We start from the raw sequence: 17,808 nt of genomic DNA, 5'->3' as shown, positions 1-17,808 counted from the left end.
ATGATGGAAAAGAAGTACAGTAAGATTTTAATAGCAAACAGAGGGGAAATTGCCTGCAGGATTATCAGGACTGCTCGTAGGATGGGTATATCTTGTGTATGCGTATATTCGGATGCGGATATAAATTCTGTGCATGTAAGACAAGCAGATGAGTCAAGATATATCGGCCCTTCGCCATCTTGTCTCAGTTATTTAAACATTGAAAAAATATGTGAAGCAGCAGTTGAAACAGGTGCTGAGGCAGTTCATCCTGGCTACGGTTTTTTAGCAGAAAATCCAGATTTTCCACGTGCTCTTCAAAAACATAATATAGACTTCATCGGTCCCAGTGCAGAAACAATAGAAGTTACAGCCAACAAAATAACAGCAAAAGAAGCGGCAAGAAAAGCTGGAGTGAATGTAGTGCCAGGATATATGGGTAAGATCAGCGATGCTGCCCACGCAGCTCAAGTTGCTGAAGAAATTGGCTTTCCGGTTATGCTTAAAGCCGCATCAGGCGGTGGTGGCAAAGGAATGCGAATTGTAAATTCCAAAAAAGAAATTGAACTAGCGTTCACATCAGCAACAAATGAAGCAGAGAAAAGTTTTAAGGATGGCAGTATCTTTATAGAGAAATATATAGAACTACCAAGACATATTGAAATACAAATCATAGCAGATAAATATGGCAATATAGTGTGTCTTGGAGAAAGAGAATGCTCGATACAAAGGAATAATCAGAAAATAATAGAAGAAACTCCAAGTCCATTCATTAGTGAAGAAGTAAGACAAAAAATGTATGCCCAATGTGTTTCTTTAGCAAAGCAAGTTGGCTATTTTTCAGCAGGTACTGTTGAGTTTGTTGTAGATAAAGACCAAAACTTCTATTTTCTTGAGGTAAATACGAGATTACAAGTTGAGCATCCAGTAACAGAATTTATAACTGGAATAGACATAGTAGAAGAAATGATTAGAACTTCCTGTGGAGAAAAATTGAGATTCAATCAGGATGATATTAAACTTACTGGTTCTGCAATAGAAAGTAGAATTTGCGCTGAAGACCCATCAAAGAAATTTTTCCCTTCCAGCGGAAGAATAAAATATTACGATAAACCGGGTGAAAATGATTATGTAAGAATAGATGATGGAGTTGCTGCAGGTTCAGAAATTAGCACGTTCTATGACTCAATGATTGCAAAAGTTATAACATATGGAAAAGATAGAGTAGAAGCGATCAGCAGAATGCAAAAAGCATTGTCTGAATGCTATATAGAAGGAGTAACAAATAATATAGAATTTCTAGAATCCATCTTCCATCACCCAAATTTTATTGCAGCAAAGCTCCACACGAGATTCATTCCAAACCATTACCCCAGTGGGTTTCACGGCGATTTTGTTACAGAAGAATATATAAAAGTATTTATTTTTGTTTCGTTATATGTTTATTTAGAAAACGAAGAAAAGTACCATTATAAAGCAGTGAATGAAACGCTTGTAGTTGTAATAAATGACAATAAGTACTCTGTAAACGCAAAGTACCAAGATAATATATTAACAACAGTATATAATCACAATACATACTCTGTAGTAGGCAAGTGGAAATCAAGTTATAGGTTGCTAAACATCACGATTAACGATGATACCGATATAACACTTAAAGTAGAAAAACAAGGCAGCAAATACTTCATAAGACATGCAGGCATGAAAGCTGAGTGTTGTATATTTAAACCTCATGTAGCTGAATTAAGTAAGTTAATGCTAAATAATGAAACAGAAGGGATTTCAGTAGATGCTGTAAAATCCCCAATATCTGGCTTATTAGTTAAGTTGCACGTAAATACAGGAGATCAGGTAGAAATAGGACAACCTTTATTTGTGGTGGAGGCAATGAAAATGGAAAATATTATATGTGCTGAAGCAGCAATGGTGATAAAAAATATTCCCGTTCAAGAAGGAAAAAATGTGCAGATTGGTGATGTAGTATTAGCTCTGCTTTCTTAAATAACACAAGAAGTATAAACTTGACCCAAACAAGATAAATGAAAACACTTGATGAGCTATGGCAATGGCTATTGGTATGTGCAATAATAGAGTAATTACACCCAAAATGATCTGAATGATAACGGAGAGCAGCATAATATATACCGGTTTTACACTGGCATTTTTTATTGTGAGTATCACTGTCAGAACTAATATTAGCAATGCCAGTGCTCGGTGTATAAATTGCACTGTCGCTCTGTTCTCAAAGATATTCAGCCATATAGGCTGTAAGAAAAATAAATCTTCTGGAACGATTTGTCCGTCCATTAGTGGAAAGGTATTGTAAATCAAACCAGCATTTAATCCTGCAACAAATGCGCCGAAAATTATTTGTATCATGATCAAAACTAAAATAATTCCTACGTAGTACTTGGTGTTACAACTAATCTTAAGTTTTGTCTGCTTTGGCCTGATTTGGTAATCAAAAAATTGATATGACAATAATGCAAAGATAATTAATGCTAATAATAAGTGAAGTGCAAGCCTATAGTGGCTAACATGAGGTTCAGTTACTAAACCACTCTTAACCATATACCAACCAGCAAAAGCTTGTAAAGCTCCAAATAATAATGCCACAAATAGCCTTATTACTACCTTTTTAGATATTTTTCTTCTTAATGTAAAATATATAAATGGCAGGACAAAAACTAAACCTGTTAGTCTTGCAACCAATCTGTGTACATATTCTATTAAGTATATAGCGCGAAACTCCTCCATACTCATACCATAGTTAAGTGCTTTATATTCAGGTGTAGCTTCGTATTTTAATTTTTCTTGTAGCCAGTCTTGTTCACTCAGTGGTGGTAATGTCCCAGTAATGGGTTTCCACTCCGTGATTGACAATCCTGCTTTTGAAAATCTGGTAAATCCACCAATCCCTACCATAAGGATTACCATGACCGAGCAGAGAAAAAGCCAAATAGTTACAGCTTTTGCTTCCATAAACCATGCTGAGTTTTGTTCCATCGCTCAGGGTAAAGAATAAATTCCCACAAGGCAAGAAAAGCTGCAACGCTATGTAGCAGACTATAGACCGGAAAAAATATCGATACTATATAAAAATAAAAAGGCATCTTTTGCTGTTTGACAGCTATTACCAAAAGAATCAGGTTAGTAATGTATACCACTACAAAGTAGTACAAAAATAATTCATTTAAAACTTTAGTTAATATCAATGAAAGCAGTAAAAATGGAGTAGTAAAAAATATAAAAGCTGCAGAGCCAACAAAAAGATTCAATAGCAAAATTCCTTTAAATCCAGTGTGTTTATAAAGTGACTTTATATTTTTTAAATGAACAATATAAGTTTGCATATAGCCTTTGATCCAGCGCGCTCTTTGCTTAATCCAAGCAAACACAGTAATCGGTGATTCTTCCAATGTTTCCGAATCAATAATTCTAGTTTTATATCCCATTTGCGCAAGTCTCAAACCGAGGTCAGCATCTTCGGTCACACTATAAGCATCCCAGAAAAACATTTTTCTTAGAATTTTTACTGAAAAATGATTACTGCTACCACCTAAAGGTATCGGCATGTTCATTTTTTGGAATCCAGGCAATAAGTATTGAAACCAGCTCATATACTCCAGAGAGAAGGATTTTGTAAGAAAATTATAATCACAATTATAGTAATTTAATTTCGCTTGTACACAGGCAAGCTTATCGTCGCCCTTATTAAATTCAATCAGCGCTTTTTTTAACTGCAATGGATCAGGCTTGTCATCTGCATCATATATTACTGCATACTTTCCTCTAGCAAAGCTCATAGCATAATTGCATGACTTGGCTTTTGTTTTAGGCAAAGAGTGAGGCACTTTTATTACTTCAAAATACTGCGGTAAAGTATACTTTTCTATAGCTGCCAGTGTTTCCTGGTCATCACTTTCTACCAGAAGCTTTACATCTAATTTCGACTTTGGATAATCCAAACTTTTAACGCTTTCAATTAATTGCCCTATTACTGCACTTTCTTCAAATACAGGCAGTAAAATAGTATATATAGGTTCATTCAGCTTACTATAATCCACTTTTTGATTAGAGGTTTCACATAAGCTAAAAACTGTAGCTATAAACTTGAATAAATAACTAGAACATCCGATTATAAATATCAACATCAAAGCAAAATATGTATATTTCTCTGTTAGTGTTAAAATTGAAGTTACAATAAAGAAAGAAGCAAAAAATATTGAGCTTAGTTTAATGCTTTTGGCTGAAAAATTAGGATTCTTGTAATATAAGTAGTTGCTTGCAAATTCTGAAATACCAAAGTGCGAGTTAAGAAGATTTAAAATCTGTTCGCTATCCACTTTTATTAATACATAGTCAATACCGTAATGTGCTTCGACCCAACGATTGACATCTCGGCTTGTGTCTTCAACTATAAAAAAAGTAGTATCATTTAATTTTTGCCAAGGCATTATATTAAATTTATAGTAAAAAAGTTTCTCTTGCTCTTTGCACAAACTAGAATCAAACTTAATTTTTTCTATATTATCAGCTTGAAGTATAGGCAATTGTTGCATTAAACCTAATGCAATTTTTTATTTAAGTCACGTGAAAATGAAGATATGACCTCGCTACTACGCTTATCATCTTTACGTTCATGCATTATTTTTTTTACAGCATCAGCAGCTACACTCGCTGTGTTAGCCTGTAAATCTCCAAGAGCTTTTTCAACTTGGTCAGTGACTTTCTTCAAGTTAGAATGGGCATTGTCATCTAATGTCTGATCTAGCTGCTGTCTATTGTGCTTAATGATACTATTAGCTTTATCAAGTGCTTCATTCATCATTTTATTAACTTCTGCATCTAATTCTTTGTATTTTTCAGAAGATTTTTTGTAATACTCCAACATATCTTTCCTGAATTTTTCAGTTTCTTCACTTGAAAATTTGCTTTTGTTACGCTTATTGTTAAGCGCATTTTCTATCACTTTCTTTAGCAATTTATACGAAAGGACAAAACTTACCAAGAAGGCAAGACCGATAATCAGTGATGTAGACATAAAAACCCCTAAAATTCTTTGGACACCAAGTCAGCAACAAACTCCTCTTCAATTTCAGAATTAGTCAATTTAGTATAATAAATTAAAGCAATACTAGTAGCCATTTGTTTTAACTGATCAGTATATTCAGATTTAAATTCTACCACTTTTTCTTCAATAAGCTTGCTCTTTTTTTTGTCTTCCTCTTCTAATATACTCTTAACATTAGCTCTCATTTCTTCTACCTGAGCAAGTGCATCATCTATGATTTTTTTTGCCTGTATTCTAGCTTGGTTTAAAGCGGCATTATATTTGGCAATCTGATCTTCCGTAAGTCTTAAAAGATGAACAGAACTATTAAAAGAACCCAATACTTCTTTACTTCTAGTGCTTATTATTTCATCTAACTTTGGTAAAAATAAACAACTTACTACGAAAAAAAGTGAAGAGAAAAAAATTAAAAACCAAAAAACTTGAGAAAAGAAGGTTGAAACATCAAGCTGTGGCATGTGTTAAGCAGCAAATATTAATAACATTGCAAGTACAAACGCAAGCAATCCCATGATTTCAACCATGGCAGCACCAATATAAACGTAACTTTTCATTTTACCTTCTGATTCAGGGTTTCTCGCAATCCCATTTAACATAGCAGAGAAGATATTAGCTATACCTAAACCAGCACCGAGCATTCCAAACACAGCTAAACCAATTGCTATAAATTTTAAAGCTACTAAATCCATATATTACCTTTAATTATTTCTTTATAATATAATTGTAAAATATTCTACAAGGAAGTCAATTACTTTACTGCATCTGACAAATATACACATGTTAATATAGTAAATATATAAGCTTGTAAAATTGCAACAAATACTTCAAATCCTATCAATGCAATTATGAACAAAAACGGCGCAGGAGTGAGAAATATGTTCATATTTACAATAAACCCTGCTATCACTTTGATGATTGTATGACCAGCAATCATATTTGCTGCAAGCCTTATTGATAGGCTAATCGGCCTTACTAAATAAGCAAACAACTTAATAATAATTATTATAGGTGCAAGCCACGAAGGAGTTCCTTTTGGTAGCAATATGCGTAAAAATTCTACTCCCCTTTCTTTAAATCCAACAATCGTTATATAAGTAAAAACTACCATCGATAAAGCGAAGGTGACTATCACATGACTTGTGACCGTGAAACTATAAGGAAGAACACCAACTAAATTACACGATAAAATGAAAATAAATACTGTGAATATCAATGGAATGTGCTGCAAGCCTTTGCTTCCAGTGTTATTTTCTATTATTGAAATAACAAAATCATATACATATTCAACTGCAGCTTGCAAATATCCTGGTATTACTGACCCCTTCTTTATTCCAAAAAGCAAAAAGAGTATCACCAATATCACCGAAATCATTGTGAAAAGAGATGAATTGGTAAAGCTTACGTCATACCCAAATAACCTAGGTAACTCTATTATTGTATATACTTTAAACTGTTCCAGTGGATTTAATGCCATTTTAATCTGAACTATAAACAGTAAATAAAGTATGAATTTTATAGGACAAAGTCAAGAGTTAAGATAGGGCTCTATGTTATTGTAATATTAGCATATTAACAAAATATGTAATTAGGATGCCAATTATAGCCAGCACTGTGTTTTTAAATTTACCAATCTTATTAAATTATTCAATAATTTGACTTGACATCTTATTTTAATTATAATTTAATTTTTAGTGAGGTATTCCAAGGTGCGCCAAGAAGTGCTTGGAGAACAGTTGGTGAAAATCCAACACAAACAAAGTCTAGCCAACAGTTTGGAACAGACCACTATGTTGCATGAGGTAACGAGTGTAATAGAGCTAGTGGGATGGACAATGCAGGGTACAACGAAAGTGAAGGGATTGAGTTCCGAAATACCTGAAGACATAGAGGTCGACATTTTCATGGCCATGGAAGACAGCATGAAGGATAACGTAAAGGCAAGTTATCACTCACTCTATCGGGATCTGAGACCGTGCCATGTATTGAAATGGACTTCAAGTGAACTTGGGAGATCCTATGCATTCCTACAAAGGTACGCTGGAACAAGTCAACAAAGGCAAGAACTAGCGGAAGATGCAGGGGAAGTCGGACTGATTGATAGTACTCAGAATGTGGGAAAGCCACGTACAAGGGGAAGCGATCAGCAATATAGTAACTGGAATAGGGATTGCTAGGCCAATACAACGGAGGTTGGAATAACATGCAAAATAAACTAAACCAGATAGCAGTAAGAGCAAAGCAAGATAAGCGACTAAAATTCACATCGTTAGTCCATCTGATAAATACAGAGAATCTTGCGAGATGTTATAAAGAACTGAAGCGTAACAAGGCTTGTGGAGTAGACCAGATAACAGTGGAATCATACGGAGAAAATCTGAATGAGAAACTCGAAGTGCTAGTAGAAAGTATGAAGAGGAAGCAATATCAACCACAACCAGTAAAGAGGGTATATATACCGAAAGCTGGAAGTAAAGAGAAACGCGGACTCGGAATACCATCGACCGAGGATAAATTAGTACAGATTATGCTGAAGAAGATATTAGAAAATATTTACGAGGCAAACTTTCTGGACAGCTCATATGGATTTCGACCTGGAAGAAACTGTCATCAAGCGGTAAATGCACTAGATAAAGCAGTTATGTACAAGCCAATAAACTACATTGTAGAAGTGGATATCAAGAAGTTCTACGATAATATACAGCATAAATGGCTAATGAGATGTCTAAGGGAACGAATAACTGACCCAAATTTGCTGTGGTTAGTAAAGCGGTTTCTCAAGGCAGGGATAGTCGAAGCTGGAAATTATGAAGCAACAAAACAAGGTACACCCCAAGGTGGTATAGTAAGTCCTGTATTAGCAAATATATACTTACATTATGTGTTGGATTTATGGATAGAAAAGAAATTTAAACCAAGATCCAGAGGATATATACAACTAATAAGGTTTTGCGACGATTTTGTGGTTTGTTGCGAAAGTAAGGTAGACGCGGAAGAATTTCTGGAATTACTGAAACAAAGGCTAAATAAATTTGGGTTGGAAGTATCTGAAAACAAGACCAGAGTAGTAAAGTTTGGCAAGAGGGAGTGGCAACAAGCGATAAGAGAGAAACGAAGGACGGAAAGTTTCAATTTTCTGGGGTTTACGCACTATGGTGCAAAAAGTCGTCGTGGTAGATTAATAATGGGACATAAAACCTCAAAGTTAAATCTAGCCAGAAAACTAAAAGAAATCAAGGAGTGGTTGAAAATAGTCCGCGGAAGTATTCGACTTAAAGATTGGTGGCAAGTACTGAAGGCTAAATTAACAGGACACTATAACTACTTTGGTATTAGCGGAAATTATTGGTGTTTGAAACAATTTTACACATCAGTAAGAAAGCTAGCATTTAAATGGATAAATCGGCGTAGTCAGAAAAAGAGTATGACCTGGGAACAGTTTGTACACTACGTAGAAGTAAATCCATTACCAAAGCCAAAAATACATTTTTCTTTATATGCATAAGAGGGACGACTGTGAAAACTAATATTGATGAGCCGTGTGCGGGAAATCTGCAAGCACGGTTCTTTAGGGGGAGTTGTAGTAATATAACTCAAACGAGAGGAGTAAAGCTACAGCTTCTACCGAACAAAAATTGCTTGAATGTCTTTTCTTGCTTGATAAATAAAACCGTGGATTATATAGCCAGTTTTATTATATTGATATTCTGTACCCTCAATCACATTTCCATCAAGTGATACTCTCATCAATGAATTTTCATTCACTTCGTCAAAGCGTATACCAAATTGGTAAATATAAAACGACTTTTGATCTTCAGAACGTACCGAGAGGTGAGTGTATGTATGGTCATCCAGCTTAAGGTAGGACAAAATTTGATAGGCGTAAACCAGATCCCTTTTTACTTCGCTTTTTGTTAACATCCCTGTTAAAATCTTCTGAAGGTTTATACACAAAAAGAGGCTTGTAGTAAACTAATAAGTTTATGCCACTCTGTCTTGCTTTCTGAATACCAAACACTTTTGTGTTGTAGCTTGCTTAAAAATAGTTATCATTATTATAGAGTTTATATACAGAATTTATGCTTCTAAATTACATAATATCTTAACTATAAAAATAATTTTCTATATAATATTTCATATGTTTTAAAGCTTCATTTTTATGTTATTATAAATGTAGGTTTTAAGATTGAAAATAATATGGTAAATATTAACACAAAAAAGCAGCCAGCAGGGTTTTTCATATATCTCTCTGGTCTTTCAGGAAGTGGTAAACTTTCCACAGCAATAGAATTATCCTATATGATAAACGCATTAATTGTAAATAGTAAGTTCTATAACAATATTCAAGTTTGCTCTATATACAATGGTGTCTTTGAACGTGATCAAATACCTAAAGAAGTTCAAGATAGAATATATGGCATTATGCAAATTATGCTTCAGGTAATAGAAAATTATCCAATTCACTCAAAAAATTACATATTTATTGATGAGTTGATGGAAAATAATGACCAGAACATGAGGATGTATGATTCAATAGTAAGGCTTAGTAAAAAAATGAACACAGAAATCCTTCCTGTGGTACTTAGGTGTGATCTGCCGACATTACAAAAGCGTATTGCATTAAAAAGGCAAAGAAAAAATAGGAAGGCGATTAATGTAAATAGCATGATAGAGCAATGTAGAATTAACAATTTATTTATACCACCGAGTGCCATAGAGATAGAAAATTCAGATATGAGTATAAAAGAAGTAGCTCAAGAGATAGTAAACCAGATGCACAGGCTTTACGCAAAAGAATAGTCTATAGCAATTTCATATACTGAGGCTCATTTAAATATAGAGCTTCAACTTCTTTTAATTTTTGCTTGTTCTTCAGTCTATAATGAACTAATAGTCCTGCATGGCCAGCATTTAAATTGCAATCCATATATGTAATGCAGTCACTGCTTGTAGCATGACCAGGGTCACGTGCTGCAGTTGGACCAGATAGCGGCAATAAATTGAAATCAAATAACTGCGTATAAAACCCTTGAGCATTTTTGATTATAGCTCTGATATTTTTTTTGCTATTCGTACAAAGCAAAGATATTGTGTAAGCTTGAACTTCCAGCGCATTAACTCCGTATAATGGCTTATCTGTAGCAAGATTTATACCTTGTGCAGCTGATATACCAACTCTAATTCCAGTGAAACTTCCTGGTCCAACTACTACCGCCAAATGATCTATTTTATCATAATTATAGTTGTGCTTATCAAACAAAGTATTCAGTATTTGAAAAAATGATTCTGCATGACTATTGCTGGCGGAATTGCGCTCTACAAAACAGTTACCATCATAATCAACTATTGCTATTGAACTACCAATACCTACAGTATCAATCGCCAAAATAGACATTACTTAAGCTTATCATGGAGTTTTGAAAATATTATAGCAAAGGCACCATTACCCATAACATTTGCTGAAGTGATTATTGGATCAAACACTATATACAATGCTGTGATTAACGAAAGCATTTCTGGAGAGAATTTAAGATATTTCTCAAGAATAGGTAGCATTACCATAATTCCTCCTGCCGGCACTGCAACAATAGCAAACTTAAATAACAAAAAATAGAGAAGGAAAGTCACATAGTCTGTTGTGCACAATGAATAACCGGAGGCAATTATCATCGATAATATTATGATAAAAAAGCAATCACCTACTAAATGAAAGCTAGCAGTTATTGGTACAACAGACGATGCTATGTCAGGTTGCTTTACATTTTTTTTGCTTCCTTCAAGAGTAAGCGGCATAGTTGCATTACTAGACATTGTGCTCATTGCAGTAATAAATGCCGGTATCATATTGCCTATACTAGCTATCCAGCTTGTGATCTTGAATGAATTTGCTGCTCCATATAAGAGAAAAACATAAAGGTAGGTTGCAGATGCTATAATAATGAAAATTATTGAGTAATCCTTAAATATTATAGATAAAACTTGATCATGCTGCATTTTTAAAGCAAGCCCAAGTACGAATATTGGAATAATCGGCGTCAAAAACGTCTTCAAAATAAAGAGAGTTAAATCTAACATTTTGTTCGAAAGCTCTTTGCTTTTCTTAGGTAGCAGTATAGACACTACTATGCTGGACACAAATCCACAAGCAAGGGCATAAAAATTAGAAAGGAGTAGCGGCAGCCTAAATGACCATAAAGGAACAATTGTTTCTTCATACGTTATATCTTGTATTGAATAAGTGTTTTGTATGATAAAATGCCCAACAGAATAAGCTATTAAACTTGAAGCCAGATTCGATAAGAAGATCATTATAATAAGTAACAATATAAACTTTATAGCTGACTGCTTAAGATTGTTAACACTGCTAAAGATTAACGCAAAAACAATAAAAGGCATTATAAATAGCAAAACCTCTTTTATACTCAGGCTCGTTGAGTACAAAAAGGTTTTTACTTCCACTGGAACTAAATGACCAAAGAATGCAACTGAAGTGATGACCGTGAGTAAGATTAATAGTTGTAGCACGTTCTTATATACCAATGTCCTATGGACATATATATGGTAAGTTAGTTGTTAAGTAAAGCACAACTGTCTAAACTGCTGTGGAACACTATGAAAAACCAGCTGCTTTTGTTGCTCCCGCGCGTACTGTACGAATATTATCTATCAGATCCCAGTGCCCTCTTCTTTGTCATTCCAGTGCTTGACACTGGAATGACAAAGAAGAGTGAAATTAGCACTCACTTATTATTCGTGTCGTTTTCAGTAAAAGCCTCCTCCCATGTGCCTTGAGTTGCTGCACGGCTATACTCTGTTACTCTATTTTCAAAGAAATTCGTATGTTCCACGCCATTTAGTATTTCATCGAGCCATGGAATAGGATTATCATTGACATCATATATGGATTCAAGACCTAATTGCATTAACCGTCTGTTTGCTACGTAGCGTATGTAATTGCGCACTTCTTCTGCGGATAGTCCTTCAACATCTCCGAAATCAAAAGCAAGCTTTATAAATTCATCTTCAAGTTCAACGATAGTGCGGCATGCAGAGTATAATTCCTCTTTAAATTCTTCGTCCCAAATTTCATTATTCTCTTTAATAAATGTATTAAATAACATAATAATTGAATTGGTGTGCAAAGTTTCATCACGGGCTGACCAGGCGATTATCTGCCCCATGCCTTTCATTTTTCCAAAGCGTTGGAAATTGAGCAAAATTGCAAACGATGCGAATAACTGCAACCCCTCGGTAAATGCACCAAACACTGCTAGAGTTTTAGCTACATGTTTTTTATCGTGTTTTTTGCTTTCCTCAAATTCTAGCATGTACTCATACTTCTTTCTCATAGCATCATACTTTAAGAATGCTTGATACTCGCTTTCTTGCATGCCAATTGTGTCTAAAAGATAAGAATAAGCTGCAATATGTATAGTTTCCATATTGGAAAAGCTTGCAAGCATCATGCATATTTCTGTTGGCTTAAATATATTTGAATAATGCCTCATGTAGCAGTTATTTACTTCAATGTCCGCTTGAGTAAAGAATCTAAAAATCTGAGTTAGTAGATTTTTCTCTACGTTTGAAAGTTTAGTTTTCCAATCTTTCACGTCATCAGCAAGCGGAACTTCTTCAGGTATCCAATGGATTCTTTGTTGCTGCAGCCACGCATCATACGCCCAAGGGTAATTAAAAGGTTTGTATATTGGATCTGCTTCTAACAATGACATAAGACACCTATTATTTTCTAAAGTAAATATTATATTAAGTGATATTGAGAACTAGTCAATTTAATTTTTTGAAATTTGACGTCAGGTAGTTTATTAGTGTATTATAGCTTCAAGTAATTTATCAACAGAAATGCGAATATTAATATCTTTTATTTTATTATTTACAGTGAGCTGCACTCACACTATTCACAATCACGGAGCTCCTGGCATTAGTGTTGAATTGTGGAGCAAGATAAAAGTAGGTGACGATAAAGAAAAAGTGGTTCACACTTTAGGATCACCAACATTAGTATCAAAGTTCGATGGTAACGTTTGGTACTATGTCTCATATAAAATTAAACAAGCTAACTTCTTAGGAAAAAGGAAGTATAGCAGTAAGTCTCTGCAAATTTCATTCGATCAGAACGGTAAAGTTGCAGATACAAAAGAAACTGACATCTTAGAGAGATCTTTGGCTGTTTCTGATTGAAAGTTTGCTCAGATCTTCCTACGTCATACCGCGGTTCATTCGCGGTATCTCAGCATAGATTCCGCTAACAAGTAGCGGAATGATGGCTTATTAAATTATAGAATTACTTTAGCTATAGAATAAAGTCTAGTGTTACTTCACGCCAAATGTGGTGGTGCTGAGTAGGCAAGCCAGTCAATGGGCTACATTTATATACTGCACGCATTGCGTTATCTGCTATCGACCTGAAAAGTGGATTATTTCGATAGGAATCACTGTCTGCTACATCGGCCATAATTATCTCGCCTTGACTGGACAATAATAAGTTAATTTTTATATTAAAATTTTCTTTGTAAGCTATGCTTTCAGGAATGCTCCAGCATTTTGTAAGTTTGTCTCTTATAGAGTTAATAATTTCTGTTACAACTAATTCATCCTTTTTACTCTCAACGCTTTTTTCATTTCCTATTTCATTTTTTGCCTCTCTAACATCCCTTCTTAGTTTTTTCTCTACACTTTTTTTTCTTTTTGGAATTGGAATGAACTCTTTACCCTCGTTAATAATGACTTCTTCTTGCATTTCGATAATTTGCCTCGGTTGTGCTGTTTTTTTCACAACAGTGTGCTCAACTATTTCTTTTTTCCTTTGTGGTATAGGAACAGCTGACGTATCATTCGTTTGGGCTTTTGTTGAAGATAACGAAAAAAGCAAAAAACAACATAAAGACAAAAAAAGAATATAATTAGAATAGAAAAAACGCATATGTTAAGCAGCTTGTTTTACTGGTTTAAAGCTAATATTGCACGTAAAGTCAATATATTTTAGTTGATGGACGAGTTTGAAGTAAATAAGGAATCCCTTCAAAGCTGAAGGCAAGCGAAAGATTGCCTTCTCGACAGACAAAGGAATTGTATAATGGATTAAAAGGAACCGTATGACAAAAATTATAGCAAAAGAATATACAGAACTTTTAGAGCAGTTGAAGGATCGTATTGCAACAAGCCGTTATAAGGCAGCAAGAACAGTAAATAAAGAACTGCTACTGCTTTATCATTATATTGGAACACGGATTCTAGAAAAACAAAAGAGTCAGGGTTGGGGATCTAAAGTAATTGAGCAGTTAAGTAGAGACTTAAAGGCTGGATTCCCTGAAATGAAAGGTTTTAGCACGAGAAACTTGAAATATATGCGCCAATTTGCAGTGGAGTATCAAGATATTGAATTTGTGCAACAACTTGTTGCCCAATTGCCGTGGGGACATAATGTATTTCTAATGGACTTAGTTCAGGACAAAGAAGCGAGGCTATTCTACATAAAAGAAGCTATAGAACATGGCTGGTCACGTAACATTATGGTGATGCAGATAGAACTTGGACTACATAAACGTCAAGGGAAAGCTATTACTAACTTTAAAGAAAAATTACCATCCTCTCAATCAGATTTAGCACATTATACATTAAAAGATCCGTATATTTTTGATTTTTTAAGTATAGGTAAAGATGCTCACGAAAGAGAAGTAGAAAAAGGACTCGTAGGACATATGGAAAAATTTCTGTTAGAACTCGGTGAGGGATTTGCTTTTGTTGGCAGACAATTTCATTTAGATGTTGGAGATGAAGACTTTTATATTGATTTATTATTCTACCATTTAAAATTACGTTGCTTTATAGTGATTGAGTTGAAAGATAATAAATTCAAACCAGAATACGCTGGAAAAATGAATTTTTATCTTTCTGCAGTTGATGACTTACTGAAGCATGAGACTGATCAACCATCTATAGGATTAATTTTATGTAAATCAAAAAATAATGTACTGGCCGAATATACACTGCAAGACATGACAAAGCCAATAGGTCTTGCAGAATACCGAATAACTGAAAATCTACCAGAGAACATAAAAACAGCTTTACCGACGATAGAAGAATTAGAAGCTGAATTATCCAAAATTTCAGATAAGGAAAAGTAGTGTTACTAAAATCATTCAAACAATTATTTAGCAAACCAAAAACCAAAAGCTCAGCATGGAGGCTCAGGAAGAAGAGTGGCAGCCAATAACTTACTCTCTCATAGCCTTGAAACTTTGGAAGCAGACAGTGACGGAGTAAGTAATTTTTATGGATTACAAGCTCTAGGTGCACTATCCTATAATATCATACGGTCAATATACTCTAAATGAGATGGAAAGATGAAGGCATCATTATAGCTGCTAAAAAATACGGCGATAAAAACTTAATTCTTTCTCTGTTTACAAAAAATCATGGAAAGCGCAGGGGATTAACTAAGCTAACAAACAATAGCAATTATAAGTTTCAAATAAGTAATCTATTACATGCAGAATGGAGTGCTAAGTTACCTGAAAATCTAGGTTTTTTTAAGTGCGAATTAATCGAATCTCCATTCCATCATTTCTTTCAAGATAGGTTAAAAAGCATTACTATTGTTTCTTTCTCCTCTATTTTAGAAAAAGTGCTTCCAGAGAGTGAACCTTGTGTTGTACTGTACGATAACTTTCGATATTTCATCGATATAATTAAGCACAATAATGAACTTTGGCAAGGCCATTACCTCAACTTAGAGCTTCTGCTTCTTACGCAATTGGGATTCAAGTTAGACTTATCCAAATGCGCTGTAACAGGTGTTAAGGAAAATCTACAATTTATTTCTCCAAAAACTGGCAGAGCAGTGTCAAAAAAAGCAGGAGATTATTATGCAGATAAACTCCTACCTTTTCCACCAATGTTGCATGATGTATACAATAATAACCTACAAAACAGCTACTCATTCCAAGAATTTCAGTTAGGACTGAAAGTCACAGGATATTTCTTAAATAAGTATCTATTTTTGCAACTAAATATGGAATTTCCAGAGCTAAGAAATCTCATGCTTTCGCTTTAATCTTAGTTATCATTTTTTTGAAAGAATTTTAGAATTCAGCCAGTAATCACTCTATTTCTACCACTGTTTTTTGCCTTATATAAATATTTGTCAGCACGTACTATAAATTTTTTAATATCGTCAAGGTCAGATTCTTGCATTTCTGCAATTCCAATGCTCACAGTTACATTGTGGGTTGTATTTTTATCCGCAAGTATAAAAGGTTTTTTAGCAATAATTTTGCGTATTCTTTCCGCAATAGTATACGCATCTGATGTATCGGTATCTGGCATTACAACAACAAATTCCTCACCACCAAATCTAGCTAACAAATCTGTCACTCTAATATTTTCAGAAATTCTTCTCTGTATTTGCTTTAAAAGTTCATCTCCAGCACTATGTCCAAAATTGTCATTCACCATCTTAAAATAGTCTATATCAAGTATCATAAGAGACAACCTTCTATCTTTTTCTACAGAGTCCTTAACAATGTTTCTCAAGTGTGCATCAAAATATCTTCTATTATAACAGTTAGTTAATGGGTCCTTTATAGACATTTCCGCATTATTAAATAAATTCATTCTCAAGGCATCTTGATATCTTTTGCGTTTCACTTGCGAATTAACCCTTGCTATTAACTCACCCTCATCCAAAGGTACTGTTAAATAATCATTAGCACCTACATCAAGTGCTTTTACTAAATTGTTTTTATCATAATCCTCAGAAAGAATTAGAATTGGTGTATAACGTGTTTCCACCTTACTACGAAACCCAGAACACAAACGCAAGCCGTCAGTTTTTGAAAACTGCATATCAGAAATGATCAGGTCGTAATTATCCTTAATACCAACCTTTAATGCCTCTACTGGATCACTCAGTATTTTAATTGACCTAAAGCGGTGCTTTAGTACATTATATATCTGCTCTGCTTGAAAGACATCTTCATCTACAACAAGTATGTTAGCATCAAAAATCTGATTAGAATAATCCATAATACTGTTTCCTGCTACTCCGCCAATCTCAGCGTTGGTTTCTCCTCTTAAACGCAATTCATCTATAATCATTTTTAAGCGCGTGAGAGACTTGATCCTTGCAGATAAAGCAGTTTCGTCTATTGGTTTAGTCAGAAAATCATCTGCACCAGCATTAATGCCCTGTACTCTATCATGAGCGTCATGCAGTGCAGTTACCATAATTATTGGAATATGAGTCGTTAAGGGATCACTCTTTAGCTTCTTACAGACTTCAAAGCCATTCATTTTTGGCATCATGATATCGAGCAATATAATATCAGGCTGCTGCTTTGCTACTAAATCCATGGCTTCCTCACCATCATAGGCTACGATAACCGTATAGTACTCTGCTTTTAGTCGAGCTTCTAAAAGCTTGACATTAGATAGTACATCATCTACTACCAGAATCTTCGCTGTCATTATCTTTAGATGTATTATCTATATCGTAAGTAGGATAAAGCTTACCATTTTTACCAACTATGTAATTTACTTTCTCAGTATTACACTCTTTATATAAGTCTTCAATTCCGGCATCCTTCAATAACCTTTTGGCTTTTGACTTTGCAATTATAAAACACCTATATATAGTCTTAATAAAATCAATAAATACAGGTACCTTATTTTTATCAAGAACAATTATGCTCACTAAAGCTACAACTAAAATTTCTGAAAGACCTATATTGAACATTTTC

Annotated in this window: 21 protein-coding genes and 1 pseudogene; 9 read left to right on the top strand and 13 right to left on the bottom strand. The window is 34.3% G+C overall.

From position 1 onward, the window contains the following. Positions 1-1,980 (top strand): acetyl-CoA carboxylase biotin carboxylase subunit, encoded by a 1,980-nt coding sequence (locus tag ACQH1X_RS02395; protein ID WP_425386448.1) that lies wholly within the window; start codon positions 1-3, stop codon positions 1,978-1,980. Here ACQH1X_RS02395 and ACQH1X_RS02390 read toward each other — a convergent pair. From ACQH1X_RS02390 to ACQH1X_RS02365, 6 genes are read right to left on the bottom strand one after another with little or no spacing between them, the layout of a single operon-like run. Beyond that, positions 1,963-2,961 carry a COX15/CtaA family protein gene (locus tag ACQH1X_RS02390; RefSeq protein WP_425386447.1) on the bottom strand — a complete coding sequence of 333 codons (999 nt, stop codon included), beginning with the start codon at positions 2,959-2,961 and terminating at the stop codon, positions 1,963-1,965. The genes ACQH1X_RS02395 and ACQH1X_RS02390 overlap by 18 nt on opposite strands. Continuing rightward, on the bottom strand, positions 2,943-4,532 hold the full coding sequence (locus ACQH1X_RS02385) for a glycosyltransferase family 2 protein (RefSeq protein ID WP_425386647.1): 1,590 nt from the start codon (positions 4,530-4,532) through the stop codon (positions 2,943-2,945). Before ACQH1X_RS02385 ends, ACQH1X_RS02390 begins: the two co-directional genes overlap by 19 nt. Positions 4,533-4,546: 14 nt before the next feature. Next, positions 4,547-5,023 (bottom strand): hypothetical protein, encoded by a 477-nt coding sequence (locus ACQH1X_RS02380; protein WP_425386446.1) that lies wholly within the window; start codon positions 5,021-5,023, stop codon positions 4,547-4,549. Between the two features lie 8 nt (positions 5,024-5,031). Beyond that, positions 5,032-5,511, bottom strand: coding sequence for a hypothetical protein (locus ACQH1X_RS02375; RefSeq protein ID WP_425386445.1), 480 nt, complete (start codon positions 5,509-5,511; stop codon positions 5,032-5,034). A gap of 3 nt (positions 5,512-5,514) precedes the next feature. After that, complete coding sequence (locus ACQH1X_RS02370; protein ID WP_006014985.1) at positions 5,515-5,742, bottom strand: F0F1 ATP synthase subunit C; 228 nt, start codon at positions 5,740-5,742, stop codon at positions 5,515-5,517. Between the two features lie 59 nt (positions 5,743-5,801). Further along, positions 5,802-6,527: a F0F1 ATP synthase subunit A gene (locus ACQH1X_RS02365; RefSeq protein WP_425386444.1), complete on the bottom strand. Its 726-nt coding sequence runs from the start codon at positions 6,525-6,527 to the stop codon at positions 5,802-5,804. A 183-nt stretch (positions 6,528-6,710) separates the two neighbouring features. On the opposite strand from ACQH1X_RS02365, the gene ACQH1X_RS02360 reads away from it, so the two are divergent. Genes ACQH1X_RS02360 through ACQH1X_RS02345 form a run of 4 tightly spaced genes read left to right on the top strand, consistent with a single transcriptional unit; the run spans position 6,711 to position 8,788 of the window. Beyond that, positions 6,711-6,851: a hypothetical protein gene (locus ACQH1X_RS02360; protein WP_425386443.1), complete on the top strand. Its 141-nt coding sequence runs from the start codon at positions 6,711-6,713 to the stop codon at positions 6,849-6,851. Continuing rightward, positions 6,841-7,227: a hypothetical protein gene (locus ACQH1X_RS02355; protein ID WP_246433168.1), complete on the top strand. Its 387-nt coding sequence runs from the start codon at positions 6,841-6,843 to the stop codon at positions 7,225-7,227. Before ACQH1X_RS02360 ends, ACQH1X_RS02355 begins: the two co-directional genes overlap by 11 nt. A 26-nt stretch (positions 7,228-7,253) precedes the next feature. Then, the gene (ltrA, locus tag ACQH1X_RS02350) at positions 7,254-8,555 is read left to right on the top strand and encodes a group II intron reverse transcriptase/maturase (RefSeq protein WP_425385808.1); all 1,302 of its coding nucleotides are present in this window, start codon (positions 7,254-7,256) and stop codon (positions 8,553-8,555) included. Positions 8,556-8,566: 11 nt separating this feature from the next. Further along, positions 8,567-8,788 (top strand): hypothetical protein, encoded by a 222-nt coding sequence (locus tag ACQH1X_RS02345; RefSeq protein WP_425386701.1) that lies wholly within the window; start codon positions 8,567-8,569, stop codon positions 8,786-8,788. Here the strand turns inward: ACQH1X_RS02345 and ACQH1X_RS02340 are convergent. Further along, a pseudogene (locus ACQH1X_RS02340) lies at positions 8,681-8,971 on the bottom strand (class II aldolase/adducin family protein); the annotation flags it as partial. The gene ACQH1X_RS02345 and the pseudogene ACQH1X_RS02340 sit on opposite strands and share 108 nt — an antisense overlap. A gap of 276 nt (positions 8,972-9,247) precedes the next feature. Between ACQH1X_RS02340 and ACQH1X_RS02335 the strand changes: the two are divergent. Then, entirely contained in the window at positions 9,248-9,850 is a 603-nt protein-coding gene (locus ACQH1X_RS02335; RefSeq protein ID WP_265025892.1) for an AAA family ATPase, read from the top strand. A gap of 1 nt (position 9,851) precedes the next feature. Here ACQH1X_RS02335 and tsaB read toward each other — a convergent pair whose 3' ends face one another. The 3 genes from tsaB to ACQH1X_RS02320 form a co-directional block, all read right to left on the bottom strand. Then, positions 9,852-10,445 carry a tRNA (adenosine(37)-N6)-threonylcarbamoyltransferase complex dimerization subunit type 1 TsaB gene (gene tsaB, locus ACQH1X_RS02330; RefSeq protein WP_425386442.1) on the bottom strand — a complete coding sequence of 198 codons (594 nt, stop codon included), beginning with the start codon at positions 10,443-10,445 and terminating at the stop codon, positions 9,852-9,854. Further along, on the bottom strand, positions 10,445-11,575 hold the full coding sequence (locus ACQH1X_RS02325; protein WP_425386646.1) for a cation:dicarboxylate symporter family transporter: 1,131 nt from the start codon (positions 11,573-11,575) through the stop codon (positions 10,445-10,447). The genes tsaB and ACQH1X_RS02325 overlap by 1 nt, the downstream gene beginning before the upstream one ends. A 215-nt stretch (positions 11,576-11,790) precedes the next feature. Next, a complete protein-coding gene (locus tag ACQH1X_RS02320; RefSeq protein WP_265025895.1) occupies positions 11,791-12,780 on the bottom strand; it encodes a ribonucleotide-diphosphate reductase subunit beta in 990 nt (329 codons plus the stop codon). 130 nt (positions 12,781-12,910) lie between these two features. Between ACQH1X_RS02320 and ACQH1X_RS02315 the strand changes: the two genes are divergently transcribed. Beyond that, on the top strand, positions 12,911-13,249 hold the full coding sequence (locus ACQH1X_RS02315) for an outer membrane protein assembly factor BamE (protein ID WP_425386441.1): 339 nt from the start codon (positions 12,911-12,913) through the stop codon (positions 13,247-13,249). Between the two features lie 112 nt (positions 13,250-13,361). Here the strand turns inward: ACQH1X_RS02315 and ACQH1X_RS02310 are convergent, their stop codons facing one another. After that, on the bottom strand, positions 13,362-13,991 hold the full coding sequence (locus ACQH1X_RS02310; RefSeq protein WP_425386440.1) for a hypothetical protein: 630 nt from the start codon (positions 13,989-13,991) through the stop codon (positions 13,362-13,364). A gap of 172 nt (positions 13,992-14,163) precedes the next feature. Between ACQH1X_RS02310 and ACQH1X_RS02305 the strand changes: the two genes are divergently transcribed. Further along, positions 14,164-15,195 carry a PDDEXK nuclease domain-containing protein gene (locus tag ACQH1X_RS02305; protein ID WP_425386439.1) on the top strand — a complete coding sequence of 344 codons (1,032 nt, stop codon included), beginning with the start codon at positions 14,164-14,166 and terminating at the stop codon, positions 15,193-15,195. 206 nt (positions 15,196-15,401) lie between these two features. Next, positions 15,402-16,124, top strand: a complete 723-nt coding sequence (recO, locus tag ACQH1X_RS02300) for a DNA repair protein RecO (protein ID WP_265025901.1) — start codon at positions 15,402-15,404, stop codon at positions 16,122-16,124. Positions 16,125-16,159: 35 nt separating this feature from the next. On the opposite strand, the gene ACQH1X_RS02295 is transcribed toward recO, so the two are convergent. Then, positions 16,160-17,536, bottom strand: a complete 1,377-nt coding sequence (locus ACQH1X_RS02295) for a PleD family two-component system response regulator (protein WP_425386438.1) — start codon at positions 17,534-17,536, stop codon at positions 16,160-16,162. Beyond that, positions 17,508-17,804 carry a Sec-independent protein translocase subunit TatB gene (tatB, locus tag ACQH1X_RS02290; RefSeq protein WP_425386645.1) on the bottom strand — a complete coding sequence of 99 codons (297 nt, stop codon included), beginning with the start codon at positions 17,802-17,804 and terminating at the stop codon, positions 17,508-17,510. Before tatB ends, ACQH1X_RS02295 begins: the two co-directional genes overlap by 29 nt. Between the last annotated feature and the right edge of the window lie 4 nt (positions 17,805-17,808).

Origin of the sequence: Wolbachia endosymbiont (group A) of Barypeithes pellucidus, assembly GCF_964030885.1 — a bacterium.
Lineage (GTDB): Bacteria > Pseudomonadota > Alphaproteobacteria > Rickettsiales > Anaplasmataceae > Wolbachia.
Note: the sequence above shows the minus strand (reverse complement) of the source record. Positions and strands in the feature narration are given on the sequence as shown.

Coding starts and splice junctions, on each gene's coding strand:
- ACQH1X_RS02355 (WP_246433168.1), top strand. CDS start 6,841: ATGTTGCATGAGGTAACGAGTGTAATAGAGCTAGTGGGATGGACAATG.
- ACQH1X_RS02375 (WP_425386445.1), bottom strand. CDS start 5,511: ATGCCACAGCTTGATGTTTCAACCTTCTTTTCTCAAGTTTTTTGGTTT.
- ACQH1X_RS02335 (WP_265025892.1), top strand. CDS start 9,248: ATGGTAAATATTAACACAAAAAAGCAGCCAGCAGGGTTTTTCATATAT.
- ACQH1X_RS02365 (WP_425386444.1), bottom strand. CDS start 6,527: ATGGCATTAAATCCACTGGAACAGTTTAAAGTATATACAATAATAGAG.
- recO (WP_265025901.1), top strand. CDS start 15,402: ATGAGATGGAAAGATGAAGGCATCATTATAGCTGCTAAAAAATACGGC.
- ACQH1X_RS02395 (WP_425386448.1), top strand. CDS start 1: ATGATGGAAAAGAAGTACAGTAAGATTTTAATAGCAAACAGAGGGGAA.
- ACQH1X_RS02370 (WP_006014985.1), bottom strand. CDS start 5,742: ATGGATTTAGTAGCTTTAAAATTTATAGCAATTGGTTTAGCTGTGTTT.
- ACQH1X_RS02390 (WP_425386447.1), bottom strand. CDS start 2,961: ATGGAAGCAAAAGCTGTAACTATTTGGCTTTTTCTCTGCTCGGTCATG.
- tsaB (WP_425386442.1), bottom strand. CDS start 10,445: ATGTCTATTTTGGCGATTGATACTGTAGGTATTGGTAGTTCAATAGCA.
- tatB (WP_425386645.1), bottom strand. CDS start 17,804: ATGTTCAATATAGGTCTTTCAGAAATTTTAGTTGTAGCTTTAGTGAGC.
- ACQH1X_RS02315 (WP_425386441.1), top strand. CDS start 12,911: ATGCGAATATTAATATCTTTTATTTTATTATTTACAGTGAGCTGCACT.
- ACQH1X_RS02295 (WP_425386438.1), bottom strand. CDS start 17,536: ATGACAGCGAAGATTCTGGTAGTAGATGATGTACTATCTAATGTCAAG.
- ACQH1X_RS02320 (WP_265025895.1), bottom strand. CDS start 12,780: ATGTCATTGTTAGAAGCAGATCCAATATACAAACCTTTTAATTACCCT.
- ACQH1X_RS02380 (WP_425386446.1), bottom strand. CDS start 5,023: ATGTCTACATCACTGATTATCGGTCTTGCCTTCTTGGTAAGTTTTGTC.
- ltrA (WP_425385808.1), top strand. CDS start 7,254: ATGCAAAATAAACTAAACCAGATAGCAGTAAGAGCAAAGCAAGATAAG.
- ACQH1X_RS02310 (WP_425386440.1), bottom strand. CDS start 13,991: ATGCGTTTTTTCTATTCTAATTATATTCTTTTTTTGTCTTTATGTTGT.
- ACQH1X_RS02305 (WP_425386439.1), top strand. CDS start 14,164: ATGACAAAAATTATAGCAAAAGAATATACAGAACTTTTAGAGCAGTTG.